At 72.3% G+C, this 23,349-nt stretch carries 5 protein-coding genes and 1 pseudogene; 5 read left to right on the forward strand and 1 reads right to left on the reverse strand.

Annotation, left to right across the window (positions count from 1 at the left end; genetic code table 11):
- The first annotated feature begins 100 nt into the window (after window positions 1-100).
- The 3 genes and pseudogenes from ACFYVR_RS06245 (at window position 101) to ubiG (ending at window position 4,436) form a co-directional block, all read left to right on the forward strand.
- Window positions 101-1,815, forward strand: a pseudogene (locus ACFYVR_RS06245) (ABC transporter ATP-binding protein).
- Window positions 1,812-3,569, forward strand: a complete 1,758-nt coding sequence (locus tag ACFYVR_RS06250; RefSeq protein ID WP_387470790.1) for an ABC transporter ATP-binding protein — start codon at window positions 1,812-1,814, stop codon at window positions 3,567-3,569. Before ACFYVR_RS06245 ends, ACFYVR_RS06250 begins: the two are co-directional and overlap by 4 nt.
- A gap of 90 nt (window positions 3,570-3,659) precedes the next feature.
- On the forward strand, window positions 3,660-4,436 hold the full coding sequence (ubiG, locus tag ACFYVR_RS06255; RefSeq protein ID WP_387470792.1) for a bifunctional 2-polyprenyl-6-hydroxyphenol methylase/3-demethylubiquinol 3-O-methyltransferase UbiG: 777 nt from the start codon (window positions 3,660-3,662) through the stop codon (window positions 4,434-4,436).
- Between the two features lie 40 nt (window positions 4,437-4,476).
- On the opposite strand, the gene ACFYVR_RS06260 is transcribed toward ubiG, so the two are convergent.
- Window positions 4,477-5,415 carry a methionyl-tRNA formyltransferase gene (locus ACFYVR_RS06260; RefSeq protein WP_387470794.1) on the reverse strand — a complete coding sequence of 313 codons (939 nt, stop codon included), beginning with the start codon at window positions 5,413-5,415 and terminating at the stop codon, window positions 4,477-4,479.
- A 120-nt stretch (window positions 5,416-5,535) separates the two neighbouring features.
- Here ACFYVR_RS06260 and ACFYVR_RS06265 point away from each other — a divergent pair, with 120 nt between their 5' ends.
- The gene (locus ACFYVR_RS06265; protein ID WP_387470796.1) at window positions 5,536-6,336 is read left to right on the forward strand and encodes an alpha/beta fold hydrolase; all 801 of its coding nucleotides are present in this window, start codon (window positions 5,536-5,538) and stop codon (window positions 6,334-6,336) included.
- Between the two features lie 163 nt (window positions 6,337-6,499).
- Window positions 6,500-23,299, forward strand: coding sequence for an amino acid adenylation domain-containing protein (locus tag ACFYVR_RS06270; protein ID WP_387470798.1), 16,800 nt, complete (start codon window positions 6,500-6,502; stop codon window positions 23,297-23,299).
- Window positions 23,300-23,349: the final 50 nt, after the last annotated feature.

Below are 23,349 nucleotides of genomic sequence, written 5' to 3' on the forward strand. Positions count from 1 at the left end.
GCAGCCGTGATTTCTGCCCGCGACTCTAGGAGAACCGGGCCGCCCGGCGCCAGTTCCACCTGGTTTAGGGTTCACTCACTCGATTCGCGACGGGAGAACGATGTCCAACGCATCCAAGCGGCCGGGTGGAGGCGGAATCCTGCGTCGCACCATCCGTCGGCACCGCGGTCCGCTTGCCGGTGGCACAGCCCTCCTCGGAGTGCACCAACTCGCCGAGACGATGGTCCCGATCGCCATCGGTGTCATCGTCGGACGGGCGATCGCGCCCGGCTCCACGTCGGCGATGCTGTGGTCGATCGCGGCCCTCGCGGTGCTGTTTCTCGTGCTCACGGCCGCGTGGCGGTCCGGTGCCCGGCTGATCGTGCGGGCCATGCAGGGCGAAGCGCACCTGCTGCGGGTCGAGGTCGCGGGTCGGATCCTGCATCCCCGCGGAGTGCGGACCGAACTGCGGTCGGGTGAGCTGCTCACCGTCGCGACCTCGGACGCCGAGAAGGAGGCGTGGATCCTCGACGTCATCCCCCGGGTGGTCGCGGCACTGGTCGCGGCGGTCACATCCGCGATCGCGCTGCTGGTGATCGACGTCCCACTCGGCCTGGCGGTGCTCGTCGGCACCCCCGTCATCCTGGGTGCGATGCAGCTCGCGGCGCCGGTGATCATGCGGCGCGCCACCGCACAGCAGGAGGCGATCGCCCGCGCGTCGGCGATGGCCACCGATCTCGTCGGCGGTCTGCGGCCGCTGCGCGGCGTCGGCGCCGAGGCGGCGGCCGCGCAGCGGTACCGCGCCGCGAGTGCGGAGGCGCTGTCCGCGACGCTGCGCGCCGCCCGGGCCCGCGGCACCTTCCTCGGTGCGTCGGTGACGGTCAGCGCGCTGCTCGCGGTCGGGGTCGCGGGCCTGGCCGGATGGTTCGCCCTCGAGGGCAGGATCACCGTCGGGGAACTGATCACCGTCGTCGGCCTCTCGCAGTTCGTCATCGAACCGCTGGGGATGCTGTCGCGCACCCCGGCCGACCTCGCGACGGCGCGGGCGTCCGCCGAGCGGCTCGCGATCGTCCTCGACGCCGAACCGATGGTGCCCGAAGGCACCCGCGCGCTGCCGGGGACCGTCGACCTCGACCTGCGCGATGTGACGTACCGGTCGCTGCACGGGTTGACGCTGCACGCCCGCCCGGGGGAGCTGGTGGGGGTGCTGGCTCACCGCCCGCAGGACGGGGAGGCGCTGGCGGTGCTGCTGTCGGGGCACGTGCCACCGGGCGACCACGGCGGATCGGTCACCGTCGGTGGTGTCCCGCTCGCGGAGATCACGCACACCGAGGCCCGTCGGGGCCTGCACGTCGAACCCCACCACACCGACCTGTTCGCCGGGACGGTCGGCTCCAACGTCGACGTCGGTCGCGCCGCCCCCGACACCCTGCGGTCCGCGCTGACCGCCTCGGCGGCCGCCGAGGTCGTCGACGCGCACCGCACGGGGTCGACCTCGAGGTCGCCGACCGCGGCGCGAACCTGTCGGGCGGCCAACGGCAGCGGGTCGCGCTGGCCCGGGCCCTCGCAACCCGGGCGCCGGTCCTGGTGCTGCACGATCCGACCACCGCGGTGGACGCGGTCACCGAACAGTCCATCGCCGACGGCATCGCCGACCTGCGTCACTCCGGAGCGAACGGTCGCGCCCACACCACCGTGCTGATCACCAGTAGCCCCGCACTGCTCGCCGTCGCGGACCGGGTGGTCGTGCTGGACGAGGGCCGGGTCGTCGCGGAGGGCACACACGGCGATCTCGCCGCCGTGGACGAGAACTACCGAAGGATCGTGCTGCGATGACCACGGAGACGGACACGGCCCCGCGGCTGCCGATCGCCACCGCCCGACAGAGTTGGCGGTGGCTGCGCGGCGAACTCGGCCGCAGGCGAGCGCTGGCCGCCGCGACCGTCGCCGTGGCGTCCGTCGGGGCGGCGATGGCGTTGATACCGATCCAGGTGTTCGGGGTCCTCGTCGACAAGGTTCGCGAACAGGCGCCGGTCTCGACCATCGCCGGCGTAGTCGCGGTGATCGCCGTCGCCGCCGTCGTCGGTGGGGTGTTCGTGGGATGGGCGTCGGTGCTCATCGCGCGACTCGCCGAGACCGTCCTCGCGCGGCTGCGGGAGCGGACCGTGGCACGGGCGCTCGCGCTGCCGATCGCGACGGTCGAACGCGTCGGGAAGGGCGACCTGCTGTCCCGGGTCGGCGACGACGTCGCGGTGATCGGCAAGGCCGTCGCCGACGTACTGCCGAACCTGGTGTCCGCCGTCCTGCTGGTGGCCCTGAGCCTGGTCACGATGCTCGGCATCGACTGGCGTCTGGGGCTCGCGGGAGCCGTCGCACTGCCGATGTACCTGCTCGCGCTGCGCTGGTACCTGCCGCGCTCGGGTCCGGTCTTCGCCGCCGAGCGCGTCGCGATGGGGGACCGCTCGCAGGCGCTGATCGCGAGCATGACGGGGGTGCGCACCGTGCGGGCGTACGGGCTCGAGGAACAGCATCTCGCCGACATCGACCGCGCGTCCGGGCGGGCCCGCGACCTCGCCGTTGGCGTGTTCACCCTGTTCACCCGGTTCGCGGGCCGCGGCAACCGCGCCGAGTTCGTCGGGCTCTCGACCATCCTGGTGGCCGGCTTCCTGCTGGTCCGCGAGGACGCCGTCACCGTCGGTCAGGCCACCGCCGCGGCCCTTCTGTTCCACCGCTTGTTCAACCCGATCGGCATGCTGCTGTTCACCTTCAATGATCTGCAGTCCGCCGGGGCGAGCCTGGCCAGGCTGGTCGGGGTGGTGACCATGCCGGAACCGCCCGCCGAGCCGTCCACGGCCGAACCGGGGTCGTCGGAGGTGAGGTTGACCGGTGTCCGGCACAGCTACGACGGAGCGCGGGACGTGCTCCGAGACGTCGACATCCGCATCGCGCCGGGCGAACGGGTCGCGCTGGTCGGATCGACCGGCGCGGGCAAGACCACCGTCGCGGCGATCGCGTCCGGCGCGCTGACCCCGACCGCGGGCACCGTCACGATCGGCGGGGTGGCGCTGACGGACCTGACCGACCGGTTGCGCGAGCACGTGGTGATCGTCAGCCAGGAGGTGCACGTCTTCGCGGGCCCGCTCGGCGACGATCTGCGGCTCGCCCGACCGGCCGCGACCGACCCGGAGATCGAGGAGGCCCTGGAGACGGTCGGTGCGCTGGGCTGGGCGCGGGCGCTCGAGTCCGGGCTCGGGACCGTCGTCGGGGAGGGCGGGCATCCGCTGACCGCCGCGCAGGCGCAGCAGCTGGCCCTGGCCCGGCTCGTCCTCGCCGATCCGCCCGTCGCGGTACTGGACGAGGCGACCGCCGAAGCGGGCAGCGCCGGTGCCCGGGACCTCGAGGCCGCCGCCGAGGCCGCGACCCGGGGACGCACCACCCTGGTCGTCGCGCACCGGCTCACCCAGGCGGCCGCCGCGGACCGCGTGCTGGTCCTCGAGCACGGCGCCGTCGTCGAGGAGGGCAGCCACGACGCGCTGGTCGCGGCCGGCGGACGCTACGCCCGGCTGTGGCAGGCGTGGTCGGGACGCTGAGATCGGGCGGCGGAAACGGTGGCATGACATCGGAGAACGTGCAAGGGTGACCGGACGGGACAGCCTTCCCCGGGATGCGCAGGTGATCCGGTGCCGATCGACAACGACGTGTACAACCGCGTGGGCGAGAGCTGGTGGGACGAGGACAACCCGCTCAACATGCTGCACGGGAGCCTGACACCGGGCCGTTTCGAGTACTTCCGGGAGGTGCTCGCCGCGCGGGTCGGTGGCGACTACACCGGGATGCGGGCCCTCGACATCGGTTCGGGTGGCGGATTCCTCGCCGAGGAGTTCGCGAAGGTCGGGTTCCGCGTGGTCGGGATCGACCCGTCCGCGGTGTCGGTGGCCGCCGCACGCACCCACGCCGCCGAGGGTGGCCTCGACATCGACTACCGGCTCGGCAGTGGTGAACGACTTCCCGTGCAGGACAAGGAGTTCGACGTCGCGTACTGCTGTGACGTGCTCGAGCACGTGTCCGATCTCGAGGCGGTCATCGGCGAGACCGCACGGGTGCTGCGACCCGGTGGGCTGTTCCTGTTCGACACCATCAACCGGACCCGCACCAGCAGGCTCGTGGCCATCAAGATCATGCAGGAGTGGCGATGGACCCGGCTGTTCGACACCGACGTCCACGACTGGTCGATGTGCATCAGACCCGACGAGCTGATCGACGTCATGGGACGGCGGGGCCTGCGCCCCGGCGCCGTCGTCGGTCTCGGTCCACGATCGCGAAACCCGTTGCGGATCCTCGACATGGCGCGCGCGGCGCGGGGCCGGCTGCCCTGGGGTGAGGTGAGCCGGCGCCTCGACTTCGGGCGGACGCGGTCGACCGCGATCTCCTACATGGGCTTCGCGGTCAGGACCTGACCGGGACCCGGGGAACACGCGGCGAGGCGACACGGCCCAGCTAGGTGCCCAGGTAGCCGCCGCCGTGGGGGAAGAACTCGCGACCGGTCATCTCGGTACCGTCGTCGAGGCGCACCCGCTCGATGGACAGACCGTGATTGCGTCCCGACCAGGCGTCGGGGCCGGCGACGATGACCATGCCGTCGCCCTCGTGGATGAACACCCGGCCGGGGGTGCCGCCGTAGTGCCCCGTCGACACCGACGACGCCAGCACCCGGATGCGCTGCCCCTTGAACGTGGTGAACGCGTTGGGGTACGGGTCGGACTGGGCGCGGACGAGGCGTTCGATGACCTCGGCCGGCCAGGTCCAGTCGATGCGGCTGTCCTCGGGGGCGCGCTTGTGGAAGAACGTGGCCTGCGAGCGGTCCTGCGGCGTCCAGTCGGTGCGGCCGGACTCGATCAGTGCGAGGGCGTCGACGGTGATCGGGCCGATCATGTCGACGGTGCGGTGGAACAGGTCGGTGACGGTGTCCTTCGGTCCGACCGGGGTGGCGCGTTGCAGCACGATGTCGCCGGCGTCGAGTTCCTCGTCCATCAGGTGCGCCGTCACCCCGACCTCGGATTCGCCGTTGATCAGTGCCCAGATCAGCGGCGAGAAGCCGGTGTACTTGGGCAGCAGCGAATCGTGGATGTTGAGGGTGCCGTACTTCGGGCGGCCGAAGACCTCCTGCGGCAGCCAGGTCCGCCAGTTGTTGGCGACGATGATGTCCGGCTGCGCGTCGGCGAGGGCGGCCCGGAACGCCTCGTCGGGCTTGGTCGCGATGTGCACGGGGATCTCGTGCGCGGCGGCGAGGTCGGCGACCGAGTCGGCCCACATCTTCTCGTAGGCGTGATCGCTCTTCGGATGGGTGACCGCGAGGACGACCTCGTGCGTGGAGTCGACGAGCGCCTGCAGGGTACGGTGACCCCAGGTCTGATATCCGAGCGTAGCGACCTTCACGGCTTCCTCCTGGGCAGGCGCCTCGAGCGCCGGTCACGGGTAGACGATGCGACAGCCTAGGCCAGTGACACGCCGCGGACGAGGGCCGGTGACCCCCAACCGCCGAAAGAGGTCCTGTTCATGCCGCTCGCCACGATCAACGGGATTGCGCTGAATTACCAGGTCAAGGGCTCCGGAGATCTGGTCGTGCTGATCATGGGCACGGGCAGTCCCGGTCGCGTGTGGGAGTTGCACCAGGTGCCCGCGTTGGTCGACGCCGGGTACCGCGTGTGCACCTTCGACAACCGCGGGATCGCGCCGACCGACGAGTGCGCGGACGGGTTCACGATCGAGGACATGGTCGCCGACACCGCCGCGCTGATCGAACACCTGGGCGGCCCGGCGCACGTCGTCGGCACCTCGCTCGGGGCGCGGATCGCGCAGGAGTTGGCGCTCACCCGCCCCGACCTGGTGCGCAAGGCGGTGTTCCTCGCCGCGCACGGTCGGCGCGACACGCTGCAGAAGACCCTGTCCGAGGGCGAGCGCGAGCTGGACCGCCAGGGCATCACGCTGCCCGACTCGTATCGGGCCGCGGTCACGGCGGTGCTGAACCTGTCGCCGGCGTCGCTGGTGGACCCGATGGCCGCCCAGGACTGGCTCGACATCTTCGCCTTCTCGAAGGGCGAGAACACTCCCGGCATGCGGGCCCAGCTGAACCTGGACGACTTCGGGGACCGGCTCGCGGCGTACGCACGGATCACGGTGCCGTGTGCCGCGGTGGGCTTCGCGGACGACCGCCTCGTCCCGCCGACGCTGGCGCAGGAGGTCGCCAAGGCGATCCCCGGCGCGCGGTACGTCGAACTCGAGGACTGCGGGCACTACGGTTACCTGGAACGTCCCGACGCGGTGAACTCCGCGATCCTCGACTTCCTGAAGGGCTGACCCCGTCGGCCGAGGCGCTACTCAGCGTCCCCTAAGTATTCGTCGGTCAGGATGGTCCCGCGCGCGGTGACCGACCGGCGCCCGCGGCCGTACCGGCGGACCGTTGTCGACGTCCGGGTACGCGTCGGCTGCCATCGAACCAGCGCCCAATGATCGGACCTGCATGACCTCGCTCTCGGACTCGACGGAGCACGAACACCTGATCGGCTCCTGGCTTCCGGTCACCGCGGCCCAGTCGGAGGTGTGGGTCGCGCAGCGGCTCGCGCCGGACAGTCCCGCGTACAACATCGCGCTGACGGTCGAGGTCGGCGGCCCGCTCCAGGTCGGACGGGCCGTCGAGGCGGTGTACCTGACGATCCGCCGTGCCGAGGCGCTGCACGTGCGGTTCGCGGTCGGGGCGGACGACGTCCTGCATCAGCAGCGTCTCGATCCGGACGCGTGGACGCTGCACGTGGTCGACCTGCGGGGCCTGCCCGACCCGGAGGCCGCCGCCCACGACTGGGTGGATCGCGACCTGCGCAGCGTCTCCCGGCTTGGGAGCGAGGACGCGCTGTTCACGCAGGCGATCCTGCGGATCGGTGACGAACGCACCTGGTGGTTCCAGCGCTATCACCACAGCATCATCGACGGCTACGGGATCATCCAGCTGGTCGACGAGGTCGTCGGGCGTCAGGACGCCCCCGACCTCCGCTTCGAGGAGAAGGACTGGTCGCTGCAGACCGCGGTGGACGTGGACGCCGCGTATCGCGGTTCGGCGCGGTACGCCGCCGATCGCGAGTACTGGCTGGATGCGATGACCGGGGCGCCCGAGCCCGCGGTGCTGCTGCCGCCGGCACCGGATCCGACGGCACCGCCAGTCACGACCACGATCGAACTGGACCCGGACGTCGTCGCCGGCCTGCTGCGCTTCGCCGACGCCGAGGGCATCCGCCGCACCCGGCTCCCGTTCGCGATGATCGCCGCCTACCTGCACCGGCTCACCGGCGTGTCCGACCTGATGCTGTCGGTGCCGCTCACCGGCCGGGCGGGCAGGGCGATGCGGTACCTGCCGTCGATGGCGTCGACCATCCTGCCGATGCGGCTGCGGATCGACGACGGCGCGACGCTGGCTGACCTCGTCGTGCGGATCGACCGCGAGCTGATCGCGATGCTCCGACACGGTCGCTTCCGCGGCGAGGACCTGGCCCGGGAGCTGCGGGCGCTCGACCCGTCCCGGCGGGTGTTCGGCCCGGGCGTCAACATCGTGATGTTCGAGCACACCCTCACGTTCGGCGGGCATCCCGCGTTCGTGCAGAACATGGTCACCGGCGCGATCGGCGACCTCGACTTCACCGTCCAGGGCGGGCAGGACGGCGAATCGCTGCGCATCGACATCCGCGTCGGTGCCGGGCTCGAGGACCACCTCGACCGGCACCGCACCCAGTTGACGCACTTCCTGGAGCACCTCGCGGACGCGCCGCGGACACCGGTGGCGCGGCTGGACGTGATGCCGGCCGCGCAGCGCGACCGGATCCTGCTGGGGTTCAACGACACCGCGCGGGAGCAACCGAGCCGGACGGTCCCCGAGCTGGTGGCCGCGCAGGTGGCCGCGCGGCCGGACGCCGAAGCCCTCGTCGCCGGTGACACCCGGCTGACGTACCGGGACCTCGGCGCGCGCGTCGATCAGCTCGCGCGGCACCTGACCGGGCGTGGTCTCGAGGCGGAAGACGTTGTCGCGGTCGGCCTCCCGCGGTCGGCGGAGATGGTGGTCGGGCTGCTGGCGGTGATGGCCGCCGGGGGCGCGTTCGTCCCGCTCGACCCGGAATGGCCCGCGGACCGGCGCGCGCAGGTGCTCGCGGACGCCGGAGCCCGGCTGGTGCTGACCGGACCCGGCGGTGTCACCGCCGATCCCGACTCCGCGGTGGTCGTCGACTTGGCGAACTGGTCCTACGCGGACCTGCCCGACACCCCCGTCGCGGCGCCGGTGCGCGGGCCGTCGCTGGCCTACGTCATCTTCACCTCCGGGTCGACGGGCAGGCCCAAGGGGGCGATGATCCGGCACGAGGCCATCTGCGCGCGGCTGAGCTGGCAGGTCGAGGAGGTCCTCGGGTTCGGTCCGGGCGACGCCTCCCTGTTCAAGGCGCCGTTGGCGTTCGACATCTCGGTCAACGAGATCCTGCTGCCCCTGGTCTCGGGTGGTCGGCTGATCGTCGCGGAGGCCGGCGGCGAGCGGGACCCGCACTACCTGCTCGACCTGATCGAGCGGGAACGGGTCACGTTCGTCTACCTGGTGTCGTCGATGCTCGCGGTGCTGCTCGACCTGGCCGACGGGACCGCGAAGCTGACCGGACTGCGGCACGTGTGGTGCGGCGGGGAGGTGCTCACCCCCGACCTGTTCGACCGCTTCCGCAGGCAGCTCGGCACGACGCTCTACCACGGGTACGGCCCGGCCGAGGCGACCATCGGTGTCTCCCACGTGATCTACCGCGACCAGGCCGCGCGGATCGCGACGTCGATCGGCCGCCCCAACCCGAACACGCAGCTGTACGTCCTCGACGCCCGCCTGCAGCCGGTGCCCGTCGGGGTCGCGGGAGAACTGTACGCGGGCGGCTACCTCCTCGGCCGCGGCTACGTCGGCGCGCCGGCACTGACCGCCGGTCGCTTCGTCGCCAACCCGTTCGGGGACACCGGTTCCCGGCTCTACCGAACCGGAGACCTCGCGCGGTGGTCGGACGACGGCACCCTCGACTTCGTCGGCCGCGCCGACAATCAGGTGAAGATCCGCGGTATGCGACTCGAACTCGAGGACGTCGAGTCCGCGGTCTCGCGGTGTCCCGGGGTGGGCCAGTGCGCGGTGCTGGTCCGGGACAGCGGCGGGACCAGATACCTTGCCGCCTACGTCGTTGCCCGGCACACGGCGCTCGACGGGGCGGCGGTGCGGGACTGGGTGGCGACGCAGCTGCCGGAGTACATGGTGCCGACGGCGGTCGTGGTCCTCGACCGGTTCCCGCTGACCGCGAACGGCAAACTGGACCGGCGGGCGCTGCCCGAGCCGGACCTGCGGGCGGGCCTGGAAGGCGTGGCGGCGCGCACCGACGTCGAACGCACTCTGGCGCAGATCGTCGCCGGGGTCCTCGGCCTCGACTCCGTCGGCGTCACCGACGACTTCTTCGCGCTCGGCGGCGACAGCATCGTCGCGATCCAGGTCGTCAACCAGGCGCGGGCGGCGGGACTCGCGCTCAGCGCGCGGGAGGTGTTCGCGCTGCGGACAGTTGCCGCGCTGGCCCGGGAAGTCGACGGCCGCGTCGCCGCGGAGGTCGACGTCGCCGACGATCCGCTGGGGGAGATCCCCACGACCCCGATCCTGGCCCGGACCCGGGACGCGGGCGACGCGGTGTCGCGTTTCCACCAGTCGGTGCTGCTGCGCACCCCCGCCGGACTCACCGCCGACACGCTCGGCGCCGCACTGCGGGTGGTCCTCGACCGGCATCCGGCGCTGCGGGCCCGGCTCGTCCGGGGCGAGCGGTGGACGCTCGACGTTCCCGAATCGGCAGTCCCGGACCTCACGGACGTCCTGCGTGTCGCGGAGCTCCCGGACGTGCTCGACGACGCTTTTTCACGCGAAACAGCCTCGGCGGCTGCACGACTCGACCCGGACACCGGCCTCATGCTGCAGGCGGTGTGGTTCGACGGCGGCGCGGCGCCGGGCCGGCTGCTGCTGGTCGCCAACCACCTCGTCGTCGACGGCGTGTCCTGGCGGATCCTGATCGAGGATCTGGCACGGGCGGCGTCCGCCCCCGACACCCTCGCGCCGGTCGTGGGTGCAACGTCGCTGCGGCGGTGGGCGCAGCTGCTCGTCGAGCAGGCCGAGGGCGGCGCGTTCGACGGCGAACTCGACCACTGGCGTGCCGTCTCCTCGGCGGCGGATCCGGTGTTCGGCACCCGGGGGATCGACCCCGTCGCCGACACGTGGGCGACCGCGGACACCGTGACGACGGTCCTCGATCCCGCACTGACGGCGCCGCTGCTGTCCGCGGTCCCCGCGGCATTCGGCGGCCACGTCCAGGACGTGCTGCTGACCGGACTCGCGGTCGCGCTCGCACGCCGGCGGGGCGACGGGGGCACCGGGGTCCTGGTCGACCTCGAGGGCCACGGCCGTGAGGAGGACGCGGCGCGGCGCCCCGTGGACCTCGGCCGCACCGTCGGGTGGTTCACCTCCCTGTACCCCGTCCGCCTCGACGCGGGTGCGGTCGGGCCCGGCGACCAGGCCGCACTTGCGCGCGGCGTCCAGGCCGTCAAGGAGCAACTGCGCTCGGTCCCCGGAAACGGAATCGGTTACGGCGCACTGCGTTACCTCGTCGGCGCGGATCTGCGGCCGGCGAGCGAGCCGCAGGTGCTGTTCAACTACCTGGGCCGGGTGGCCGCGACCGACGGGGACTGGCTGCCGTCGGCCCTCGGCGGTGCCGCCGACCCCGACGCCCCGATCGGGCACGTGGTCACCGTCGACGCGATCGCCCACGACGGCCCGCACGGACCGGAACTGCACACCACTCTCACCTTCGCGCCCGGTGCCGTGAGCCGCGAGCGGGTCGAGACGCTCGCCGCGGAATGGACCGCCGCGCTGACCGAGCTCGCCGGGATCGCCGACCTCGGTGGACGCACCCCGTCGGATTTCCCCGGCGCGCAGTTGGTTCAGGCGGACGTGGACCAGCTCGAGGCGGCCGAGCCCGCGTTGGTCGACGTGCTCGCGCTGACCCCGCTGCAGGAGGGCATCTACTTCCACAGCGCCTTCGAGGACGAGCGCGTCGATCCCTATGTCGTGCAACAGGTCGTGGAGCTGACCGGACCCGTCGACCCCGCCGCGTTCGCGCTGGCGCTGCAGGCCCTCGTGGATCGGCACGCCGCGCTGCGGACCGGGCTGCACGCGTTGGCCGACGGACGCATCGTCCAGGTCGTGGCCTCCGCGGTGCCGGTGCCGATGGGCTTCGTGGACCTGACCGGGCAGTCCGCGCGCGACGTGCAGGCCACGGTCCGCTCGCTGCTCGCGCAGGACCGGGTCCGCGGATTCGATCTCGGCAGACCGCCGCTCGTCCGCTACATGCTGGTCCGGACGTCGGACGACACCGCGCTGCTGCTGCAGTCGATCCACCACCTCGTCGCCGACGGCTGGTCGGTGCCGGTGATGCTGCGGGAACTGATGGCGCTGTACGCGCCCGACGGGCCGGCGGCCGCGCTCCCGGAGCCGACGCCGTACCGGAACTACCTGCGCTGGCTGGCCGGCCGCGACCGCGACGCGTCGGTGGAGTTGTGGTGCGCCGCGCTCGCCGGCGTCGACGAGCCGACCGGTGTCGCCGCCGCCGGTCGGGGCGGCGCCGACGGCGTCGGGTCGGTCGAGGTGCGGCTGCCGTCCGACCGCACCGCGGCATTGGCCGCCTTCGGACGCGCGCGCGGGCTGACGCTGAGCACGCTCGTGCACGGCACCTGGGGTGTGCTCCTCGCCCGCCTGACCGGGCGGCGGGACGTGCTGTTCGGGTCGACCGTGTCCGGTCGCGGCGGCGATCTGCCCGGCATCGAGACGATGGTCGGCCTGTTCATCAACACAGTCCCGGCCCGAATGCGCGTGCTTGCAGAGGAATCCGTCACCGCGGCCCTGACCCGCTGGCAGCGCGAACAGTCCGAGTTGCTCGACCACCAGTATCTCGGTCTGAGCGAGCTGCGTCGCCTGACCGGACTCCAGGAGCTGTTCGACAGCCTCGTCGTGTTCGAGAACTACCCGATCGGTCACGGACCGGTGACCGACGGCGCGGGCCGCGTCGCGGTCACCGGCGTCACGTTCGAGGAGAACCCGCCGTACCCCGTCACCCTGCTCGTCGCACCCGGAGACGAGCTGCGGCTCGAGGTGAAGTTCCAGACCGCGGTGGTGGATTCGGCGACCGCGTCGTCGTTCGCATACGGCATGGTGGCACTGCTCGACCAGGTGGTGCGGGCACCGGAGACGCCGATCTCCGCGCTCGAACTGGTGTCGGCCGACCAGCGCGCCGAGCTGGAACGGGCGTGGACGGACTTCGCGGGAGCCGGTGGCGAGGCCACGCTGACCGAGCTGCTCGACGCGCAGGCGGAGGCCACCCCGGACGCCGTCGCCGTCGAGTTCGAGGGCGCGACCCTGACGTACGCGGAGCTGCACGCCCACGCGAACGCGCTGGCGCACCGGCTCGTCGACCTCGGTGTCGGCCCCGAGTCGATCGTCGCGGTCGCGCTCGGTCGCTCACCGGAACTGATGGTCGCGCTGCTCGCCGTCGGCAAGGCCGGCGGCGCCTACCTGCCCCTCGACCTGGACTACCCGGCGGCGCGGCTCGCCCTGATGGTCGACGACGCGGACCCGGTCTGCGTGCTCACCGCCGCCGGAACGGACTTCGGTGCCGCTCGGCAGGTGGTCGTGGATCTGGCCGCGCCGCACGGTGATCCGGAGCCGCTTCGCGGGCGGGCCAGTGCCGACCATCCGGCGTACGTCATCTACACCTCCGGCTCCACCGGCAGGCCCAAGGGTGTCGTCGTGCCGCACCGCGGCGTGGTGAACCGGCTGACGTGGATGCAGGAAGTGAATCCCCTGGCGGTCGGCGACCGGGTGCTGCAGAAGACGCCGTCCAGCTTCGACGTGTCGGTGCCCGAGTTCTTCGGGCCGCTCGTCGCCGGGGCGACGGTCGTCCTCGCGCGGCCGGGCGGCCACCGCGACCCGGCGTATCTCGCCGAGCTGATCGCGGCGCGGGGCATCGGCCGGGCCCACTTCGTCCCGTCGATGCTCGACCTCTTCCTCGCCGAACCCGCTGCGGCGCAGTGCACCTCGCTCGAGGTCGTGGCCTGCTCCGGCGAGGCGCTGTCCGCCGCGTCGGCCCGCCGGTTCGCCCAGGTCCTGCCCGGCACGCGGCTGGACAACCTGTACGGCCCGACCGAGGCCTCGGTGGAGGTGAGTCACCACTTCGGCGCCGATCGCGTGTCCGAGCAGGCGAACTCCGTGCCGATCGGCGTCCCGGTCGCGAACACCCGGCTGTACGTGCTCGACCGCTACCTGGGGTTGGTGCCGCCCGGTTCCGAGGGCGAGCTGTACCTCGCGGGACCGCAGCTGGCCCGCGGCTACCTCGACCGTCCGGCGCTGACCGCGGACCGGTTCGTCGCCGACCCATTCGTCGCGGGCGACCGGATGTACCGCACCGGTGACGTCGTGCGGTCCGTGGACGGCGAGCTCGAGTACGTCGGACGTTCCGACCATCAGGTCAAGTTGCACGGTTTCCGGATCGAGCTCGGTGAGGTCGAGGCCGCGTTGCTGCGGGATCCGCAGGTCGCGCAGGCCGCCGCCGTCGTGCGCGAGGACCGGCCCGGTCATCAGCAGCTGGTCGCGTACGTGGTGCCCTCCGGGCCTGTGCGCGAGTTCGGCGGCCAGGGCCACCACAGTCACGCACAGGCGCTGCGCGCCTCCCTCCCGCCGCACATGGTGCCGACCGCGTTCGTCGAACTCGCCGCCCTGCCGCTGACGCCGAGCGGAAAGCTGGACCGCGCCGCGTTGCCCGCACCGGACTTCTCCGCGGTGGTGTCCGAGCGTGCGCCCCGCACCGGCACCGAGGACCGGCTGACCGAGCTGTTCGCGGACGTCCTCGGCCTCGACCGGGTCGGCGCCGACGACGACTTCTTCACCCTCGGCGGCGACAGCATCCTCGCGATCCGACTCGTCAACGTCGTCCGCAAGGAAGGCCTGACGCTGACGCCGCGGCAGATCTTCGAACTGCGCACCCCCGCCGCGATCGCCCGGTTGCTCGGTGAGACCGCGGACACGTCCGCGGACGGTGGTCCGACCGCCGAACACACCGATGACGGTGTGGGCGAACTGATCTCGCTGCCCGTGATCCACCGGCTCTCCGAGTGGTCCGGAGGCACCAACCGGTTCAACCAGGCCGTACTGGTGCACACCCCGGCCGGTGTCGACACCCCGACCCTGACGGACGCGGTGCAGGCCGTGCTCGACCACCACGACGGCCTGCGCGCGGTCCTGACCCGGCACCGCCCGGGTGTGTGGTCGATGCGGACCACCGAGCCGGGCACCGTGGTCGCGGCGGACCTGGTGACGGCGGTGGCCGTGGACGCGGACTCGTTCCGCGCCGAGGTCACCGAGGAGTCGTCCGCGGCCACCGACCGGCTCGACCCCGAGGGCGGGGTGATGCTGCAGGCCGTGCACTTCGACGCCGGACCCACCGCCCCCGGCCGGTTGCTGATCGTCGCGCACCACCTCGTCGTCGACGGGGTCTCGTGGCGGATCCTCCTCGAGGACCTCGCGATGGCCGTGGTGGCGACCACGGCGGGGGAGCCGCCCGCACTCGACCCCGTCGGCACGTCGCTGCGCCGCTACGGCGCCCACGTCACCGACGAGGCCCAGACCAGCGCCCGGCTCGCCGAACTCGACCACTGGACAGCGACAACCGCGCCCGGCGCCGCCCTGGTCGCCGACGCGACGGGGGACGCGACGATCGGAACCGGTTCACGGCACCGGATCTCGCTCGACGTCGCGGACACCGCCGCCGTGCTGACCGCCGTTCCCGCCCTCGCCCACGCCGACGTCACCGATGTCCTGGTGACCGCGCTGCGGATCGCGGTCACCCGCTGGCACCGAGGCAGCGGACAGCCCGACCGGGATCTGCTGGTCGACCTCGAACGGCACGGCCGCGAGGAACTCGCCGACGGCGTCGACCTGTCCCGCACCGTCGGCTGGTTCACCAGCATCAGTCCGGTCCGCCTGCGCGCCGGAGACGAACCGCTGGCCGTCCTCGTCGACGTCAAGGAACGTCTGCGTGCCGCTCCGGACGGGGGCATCGGGTACGGCATGCTGCGGTACGCCAACGCGCGCACCGCCGGCCTGCTGGCGGCCGGGGAGTCGTCGCAGGTGCTGTTCAACTATCTCGGACGGCTGCCGTCCGGCGACGGCGCCGCCGCGGTACCGTGGACACCCGCACCGGAATCCGATGCGCTCGCAACCGATCCCGACAGCGACATGGGCGGACCGTACCGGCTGATCGTGAACGCGGTCTGCGAGGACGGCCCCGGAGGCCCGGTGCTCACCGCGGTGTTCGGTCACTCCGAACTCGGCCTCACCGACGCGGACGGCGCGGCCCTGGCCGCGGGCTGGGCGGCTGCGCTGCGTGAACTCGTCGCCGTCGCCGCCGCGCACGACGGCGCCGCCGCGCACGACGGCGCCGCCGTGCTCACCCCGTCCGACGTCCCGCTGGTGAAACTCACCCAGCCCGAGCTGGATTCGATCGTCTCGCGGGCACCGTCCGGTGTCGAGACGGTGTGGCCGCTGTCGCCGCTGCAGGAGGGCCTGTACTTCCAGGCCACCTTCGACGGGACCGCGTCCGGTGACACGATCGCGGACATCTACACCGCGCAGTTCACCCTCGACTTCGAGCACCGCCTCGACCTCGACCGGCTCGCCGCGGCGCTGCGCACCCTGCAACGCCGGAACCCCACGCTGCGTGCGGGTTTCGTCAGCGAGGGACTGAGGTCGCCGGTGCAGTTCGTGACCGCGGACTGCGACGTGCCGATCGTCGAGCACGACCTGCGCGACCTTCCCGGCAGCGACCGCGAGGCCCGTGCCGCCGAACTGGCGGCCGCCGACCGGCTCACCCCGTTCGACCTGACCGCGCCGCCGCTGTGGCGCGTCATGGTGGTCCGTCTCGGTGACGACCGCGACCGGCTCGTGGTGAACCGGGAGTTCCTCCTCTGGGACGGCTGGTCCAACGGCATCGTCGTGAGTCAGCTGCTCGCGCTGTACGACTCGGCCGGCGACGACACGGCACTGCCCGCCCCCACCGGCGGCTTCACCGACTACCTGCGCTGGCTGTCCGGCCGGGACGCGGACGAGGGACGGGCGCGGTGGCGCGCCGCGCTCTCCGGGCTCACGGAGCCGACGCTGCTCGGCGCACCGATGCCCGGACCGGCCGCGATGCCCGGCAGGCACGACACGGTGCTGTCCGAGGACCTCGGCCGGCGCCTGCGGGAGCGGGCCGCCGCGGCGGGCGTGACGCTCAACGCCGTCCTGTCCGCCGCGCTCGCGCTGGTGCTCGGGGTGGCAACCGGACGCGACGACGTCGTCTTCGGCACGACCGTCGCCGGCCGCCCGCCCGAGGTCGAGGGAATCGACACCGTCGCCGGCCTGTTCCTCAACACCGTGCCGGTGCGGATCACCCTGCGGCCGGGCGAGACGGTCTCGGAACTGGTGCGGCGCAGCCAGTCCGAACGGCTCGACCTCACCTCGCACGACTACCTCGGGCTGGCCACCATCGCCCGCGAATCCGAGCACCGGCAGCTGTTCGACGTGCTGTACGTGCTGCAGAACTTCGTCGACGAGAACCAGGTGTCGGCCCTCAACGCCGCGCACGACATCAGCGGCGGCGACAGCATCGACCACACCCACTACCCGCTGACCGTGGTGGTGACGCCCGGCACGCGGGTGAGGGTCAAGTTCGAGTACCGCCCCGAACTCCTCGACTCCGACGTCGCCGCGGCGATGCTGGCGTGGTTCGTCCGGCTGCTCGACACGATCGCCGCCGACGGCGACGTCGTGGTCGGGTCCCTGCACCCGGAGACCCCGGCCGAGCGGGCCGCGCTGACCGCACGCCCCGCTCCCCGCGACGTGCCGGAGGCGACGATCGCGGACCTGTTCGCCGAGGCGGCCGCACGGACACCCGAGCAGGTGGCGCTCGTCTTCGGGGACGAACGGGTGACCTACCGCGACCTCGACGGGCGGATCAACGCCCTCGCGCGTCGGCTGCTCGCCGTGGGGGCGGGCCCGGAACGGGTCGTGGCTCTGGGTCTGCCGAGATCGGTGGACACGGTCGTCGCCCTGTTCGCGGTGCTGCGCACGGGAGCCGCGTACCTGCCGCTCGAGCTGGACCACCCGGCCGAGCGTCTCGTCGGGATGCTCGACGACGCCCGGCCGGTGACGCTGGTGTCGACCACGGCGGTGCGGGCCACGCTCGCGGAGTGGGACGGTGCCGCACTGCTTCTCGACGTTCCCGCATCGCAGCCGTGGTCGGACGCACGGCTGGCCGCGGCGGAACTCGGCGCGTTCGCGCCCGGGACGCCGGGGCGCCTCGACCACCCCGCCTACGTGATCTACACGTCGGGATCGACGGGCCGGCCGAAGGGCGTCGTCACCGGCTACCGCGGCCTGACGAACATGCAGTTCAACCACCGTGAGGCGATCTTCGACCCGACGGTACAGGCGACCGGTGGCCGCCTGCTGCGCATCGCGCACACCGTGTCGTTCGCGTTCGACATGTCGTGGGAGGAGCTGCTGTGGCTCGTCGAGGGCCACGAGGTGCACATCTGCAACGAGGACCTGCGCCGGGACGCGGACGCGCTCGTCGCCTACTGCGACAGCAACGCGATCGACGTCGTCAACGTCACCCCCACCTACGCGCAGCACCTGTTCGACGCGGGCCTGCTCGACGACGGGCCCGGACGGCACCGGCCGCCGCTGGTGCTGCTCGGCGGCGAGGCGGTGCCGGACACCGTGTGGAATCGCCTGCGCGACACCGACGGCACCCACGGGTACAACCTGTACGGGCCCACCGAGTACACCATCAACACCCTCGGTGCCGGCACGGACGACTCGGCGTCCCCGACGGTCGGCACCCCGATCTGGAACACCGCCGCCTACCTCCTCGACGGCTGGCTGCGGCCGGTCCCCGACGGAACCGCCGGTGAGCTGTACATCTCCGGGGTCGGGCTGGCCCGCGGCTACCTCCGCCGGCCCGCGTTGACCGCGGACCGGTTCGTGGCCAACCCCTTCGAGCCGGGGCAGCGGATGTACCGCACGGGCGACCTGATGCGCCGCCGCCGCGACGGCAACCTCGACTACCTCGGTCGCACCGACGACCAGGTGAAGATCCGGGGGCACCGCATCGAACTCGGCGAGGTCGAGTCGGTGCTGTCCGGCCTCGACGGAGTCCATCGGTGCGCGGTGATCGCGGCACCCGGCCCCGGCGGCGTCAAGCGTCTCGTCGCCTACGTGGTGCCCACCACGCCCGTGAGTCCTTTCGGTCCGCAGGAGAGCCGAAAGTACTCACAGGCGCTGCGGGCCCGGCTGCCGGAGTACATGGTGCCGAGCGTCTTCGTCGCCACCGACTCCCTCCCGATGACCGTCAACGGCAAACTCGACGTGCGGGCGCTGCCGCCGGTGCCGGACCCCGTGGGCGCCGGCTCCCGGCCGCCGGCCGACCACACCGAGACGGTGCTGTGCGCGGTCTTCGCCGAGGTGCTCGGTGTCGCGGACGTCGGGGCCGAGGACGACTTCTTCGACCTCGGCGGACATTCGCTGCTCGCGACCCGGGTGATCAGTCGGGCGCGTGCCGCCCTCTCCACCGAACTGACGATGCGGGACCTGTTCGAGGCGCCGACCGTCGCCGACCTCGCGCAGCGGGTCCGGGGACGGAGCGACGCGGTGCGGCCGCCGCTGGTGGCCGTCGAACGACCCGAACTGCTGCCGGCATCCGCGGCGCAGCAACGGCTCTGGCTGATCCAGCAGATGGATCCCGACTCGGCGGCGTACAACTTTCCGATCGTGTTCCGGCTCCGCGGCGAGCTCGACACGGACGCGTTCGTCGCAGCGCTCGGCGACGTCGTGACGCGGCACGAGGCGCTGCGGACCGTCTTCGGCACCGTCGACGGCGTTCCCGTGCAACGCATCCTCGGTGCGGCGACCCCCGAACTCGCCGTCGTCGACGCCACGTCGATCGACGCGGCGGCGGCCCAGGTGCGGGAGGCGGTGCTCAGGCCGTTCGACCTGAGCCGGGACATCCCGGTGCGGGGCACCGTGATCCGGCTCGGTGTCGACGCGGACGGGCGCGGCGACCAGGTGCTGGCGCTGGTGTTGCACCACATCGCCACCGACGAGTGGTCGGACCGGCCGTTCCTGCGCGACCTGATGCTCGCCTACGCGGCGCGCCGCGCCGGGGCAGCGCCCGGGTGGGAACCCCTGCCCGTGCAGTACGCCGACTACACGCTGTGGCAGGACGCCGTCCTCGGCGATCCCGCCGATCGGGTGTCGGTTGCGGGCAGGCAACTCGACTACTGGGAAGGCCAGTTGTCCGGGGCGCCGGAAGAACTGGTGCTCCCCGCGGACCGGGCCCGGCCCGCCCGCCCGAGTTTCGCCGGCGGTGCGATCGAACTCGACCTGGATGCCGACACCACAGCGGCGCTGCGCGGTCTCGCCGCCGCAACCGGCACGAGCATGTTCATGGTGCTGCACGCCGCGACCGCGGCCCTGCTCACGCGGATCGGGGCGGGGGAGGACCTGCCCCTCGGTGCCCCCGTCGCCGGACGAACCGAACAGGGACTCGACGATCTCGTCGGATTCTTCGTCAACACCCTGGTGCTGCGCACCGACACCTCCGGCAACCCGACGTTCACCGAACTGCTCACGCGGGTACGGGAAGTCGACCTGGCGGCGTTCGCGAACGCCGACGTGCCGTTCGAATCCGTCGTCGAGCGGGTCAACCCGGCGCGGACTCTGGCCCGGAATCCGCTGTTCCAGGTGATGGTCGGCTACCACAGCCGTACTCCCGACGTCACCGACCTCGGCGAGGTCACCCTGGAACCGGTGACGACGACCGAACGCACCGCGAAGTTCGACCTGGTGTTCAACTTCACCGAGTTCCTGCCCGGCGCAGACGATCCCGTCGGCCGTGTCCGGCTCCGGCTCGAGTACGGCGCCGACCTGTTCGACCGGTCCACCGCGGACGCGATCGCGCACCGGCAACTGGCCCTGCTGGGCACCGTCGCCCATGCGCCGGACCGGCCGATCGGCTCGGTCGAGGTGTTCCTGCCGGGCGAGCGGGACCGGGTCCTGGTGGCGTTCAACGACACCGACCGCCCGGTCGACGACGAGACGCTCGACGAGGCCTTCGGACGGTGGGCCGCCGCGACCCCGCACGCCGTGGCCGTCGTCGACGAGCACGCCACCACGACCTACGCCGCGCTCGACGAACGGTCCGACCGGATCGCCGCCGTGCTGGCATCGCACGGTGTCGGAGCGGAATCGGTGGTGGGCCTCGCCGTTCCGCGGTCGGTCGACATGGTCGCCGCAGTGCTCGGTGTGCTCAAACTCGGTGCGGCGTACCTGCCGCTCGACCTGAGCCATCCCGCCGACCGGATCAGCTACATGCTCGCCGACTCCGCGGCCGCCGTGCTGGTGAGCACCGCCGCGGAGGCCACCCGGATCGAGGCGCCCGGCCTGACCCGGGTCCTGCTCGACGACCCCGAGACGGTGGACGCGCTCGCCGCGACTGCGCCCGCGGTGCGGCGGGTGCCGGACGGCATCGACCACGCCGCGTACGTCATCTACACCTCGGGGTCGACGGGCAAGCCGAAGGGTGTCGTCGTCTCCCACGAGGGCATCTCGTCGCTGGTCGCCACCGCGGAGGACCGGATGCGCCTGGTGCCCGGCTCGGTGGTGCTGCAGTTCGCATCACCGGGATTCGACGTCGCGGTGTTCGAACTGTCGATGGCACTGTGCACCGGATCACGGCTGGTGATCGTCCCCGACCGTTCCCGGGTGGCGGGCCCCGAGCTCACCGACTTCATGCACGCGCACGCGGTGACCCACGCGATCATCCCGCCGTCGCTGATGGCGGCGCTGCCCGAAGGGGCGTTGGTGCCCGAGGGGTGCACCGTGCTCGTGGGCACCGAGACTGTGCCCCCGGACCTGATCGGCCGGTGGGCGCAGCGCCTGAATCTGCTCGCCGCCTACGGCCTCACCGAGGCCACCGTGAACAACACGCTGTGGCAGGCGCAACCGGGCTGGAACCAGGCCGTACCGATCGGCATCCCAGACCCGAACGAGCAGGCGTATGTGCTGGATTCGGCTCTGCTTCCGGTCCCGGTCGGGGTGGCGGGCGAGCTGTACATCGCCGGTCGCGGGCTGGCGCGCGGATATCTGGGCAAGCCGGCGCTGACGGCGGGCCGGTTCGTCGCCAACCCGTTCGGCGCCGGGCGGATGTACCGGACCGGCGACCTCGCCCGGTGGCGCGCCGACGGGAACGTCGACTTCCTGGGACGGGTGGACGACCAGGTCAAGATCCGTGGCTTCCGCATCGAGCTCGGCGAGGTCGTCGCCGCGCTCGCCGACGCGCCGAACGTCAACCAGGCCACGGTGATCGCGGACCGTGAGGGCGGCATCGCGCGGCTGATCGGCTACGTGGTGCCGGTGGCGGGGGAGACCGTGGACCCGGCGGCCGTGCGGGCGCACGTCGCGGCGTCCCTGCCGGACTACATGGTCCCGTCCCTGGTGCTCGTCCTGTCCGGGCCGCTGCCTCTCACGCCCAACGGCAAACTCGACCGCAAGGCGCTGCCGGCCCCCGACTGGGGCGAACTCACCGGCGACGTCGCACCGCGCACCGAGCGGGAGGCGATCCTGGCCGACCTGTTCGCGGAGGTCCTGCACCTGCCGTCGGTGGGCGTGCACGACAACTTCTTCGACCTCGGCGGCCACTCGATGGCGTCGATGCAGCTGGTCGGCCGGGTCCGGTCGCGGCTCGGTGTGCAACTCGGCATCCGCGAGGTGTTCGACGCGCCGACGGTCGCGGAGCTGGCGATGCTCACCGAGCGAGCGGGCGACGACCGGCCCGCCCTCGTCCCGGCCACGAAACCCGGTGACGGCGTTCCCCTGTCGGCGCCCCAGCGGCGTCAGTGGCGGCGGCGAAGTGCGCTGGCCAGCCATGCGCTGTCGCTGTACCCCACGGCACCGTTGGACGCCGAGGCACTCGCGGCCGCGGTGACCGATGTGGCGGCTCGGCACGCGCCGCTGCGCACCGCGTACGAGGACCGCGACGGTGTGATCGTCGGGACGCCGGTCGACCCGCCGCCGGTCGAGCGGGTCGACGCCACCGGAACCGACCTGCGCGCCACGGTGTTCGGCGTCGCCCAGCGTCCGATGGACGTGACGGCCGAGGCGCCGCTGCGGGTGTACCTGGTCGACGGGGACGACGGCGCGCAGGCGCTGCTGGTGGTGATGCACTACCTCGCCGTGGACGAATGGTCGGTGGTGCCGTTGCTCGGCGAACTGCTGTCCGCCTACGTCGCGCGGTCCGCGGGGAACGCGCCCGACCTTCCCGAATTGCCGGTCGGGTACGAGGATTACGTGGCGTGGCAGGGTGAGCTGCTCGGCCATCCGTCCGACCCGTCGAGTCGTCACGCCCGGCAATTGCGCTACTGGAGCGAACGATTGACGGACCTTCCGGAGCGGGTGCCGCTGCCCGGCGGGCGACCGGACGAACCCGTGCGGGGTGACGTGGTCGTGGTTTCGATCGACGCGGAGCTGCACGCCGAGATCGACGCGCTCGCGCGGCGCACCTCGACGTCGATGTTCATGGTGCTGCAGGCGGCGTTCGCGGTGGTGCTGACCGAATCCGGGGCCGGGACGGACCTGCCGATCGGTGCGCTGGTCGCGGGCCGGCCGGAGGAGGCGCTCGCGCCGCTGATCGGGTGCTTCTTCGACACCGTCGTGTTGCGTACCGACACGTCGGGTGCCCCGACCTTCGCCGACCTGCTGGCCCGGGTCCGGTCGTCGAACCTGGCGGCGCTCGATCATCAGGACATTGGATTCGACACCGTGGCAACGGAACTCGGGTTCGATGCCGGGTCTCCCCGGATCCTTGTCGTGCACCACGAGCAGGCCCGACTGGGGGCCCTCGACGGGGTGTTCGGGGCGCTGGTGCCGGTGCCCGTCGGGGTGCCCGCCGCGGATCTGACGTTCAGCTTCCACGAGCCGGTCGGCCCCGGTCCGGTGCACGCGTACCTGGCGTACCGGACCGATGCGGTCGGTGCGGATGTGGCCGCCGGGATCGCTGCCCGGACAAGGGACGTCCTCGTGACGGTCTGCGCGGACGAGTTCGTGCGGATTTCCCGATGGGGGCATGCGAGAGAAGACCGTGATTAGGGTAGGCTGCACTATTAGTCGGCGTCGGCTCGAACCCGGGCCACTGCCGG

Source organism: Rhodococcus sp. NPDC003318 (assembly GCF_042879035.1).
GTDB lineage: Bacteria > Actinomycetota > Actinomycetes > Mycobacteriales > Mycobacteriaceae > Rhodococcus_G.

Bases quoted from the DNA above. Each gene is read 5' to 3' on its own strand.
- ACFYVR_RS06250 (WP_387470790.1), top strand. From the start codon at position 1,812: ATGACCACGGAGACGGACACGGCCCCGCGGCTGCCGATCGCCACCGCC.
- ACFYVR_RS06265 (WP_387470796.1), top strand. From the start codon at position 5,536: ATGCCGCTCGCCACGATCAACGGGATTGCGCTGAATTACCAGGTCAAG.
- ACFYVR_RS06270 (WP_387470798.1), top strand. From the start codon at position 6,500: ATGACCTCGCTCTCGGACTCGACGGAGCACGAACACCTGATCGGCTCC.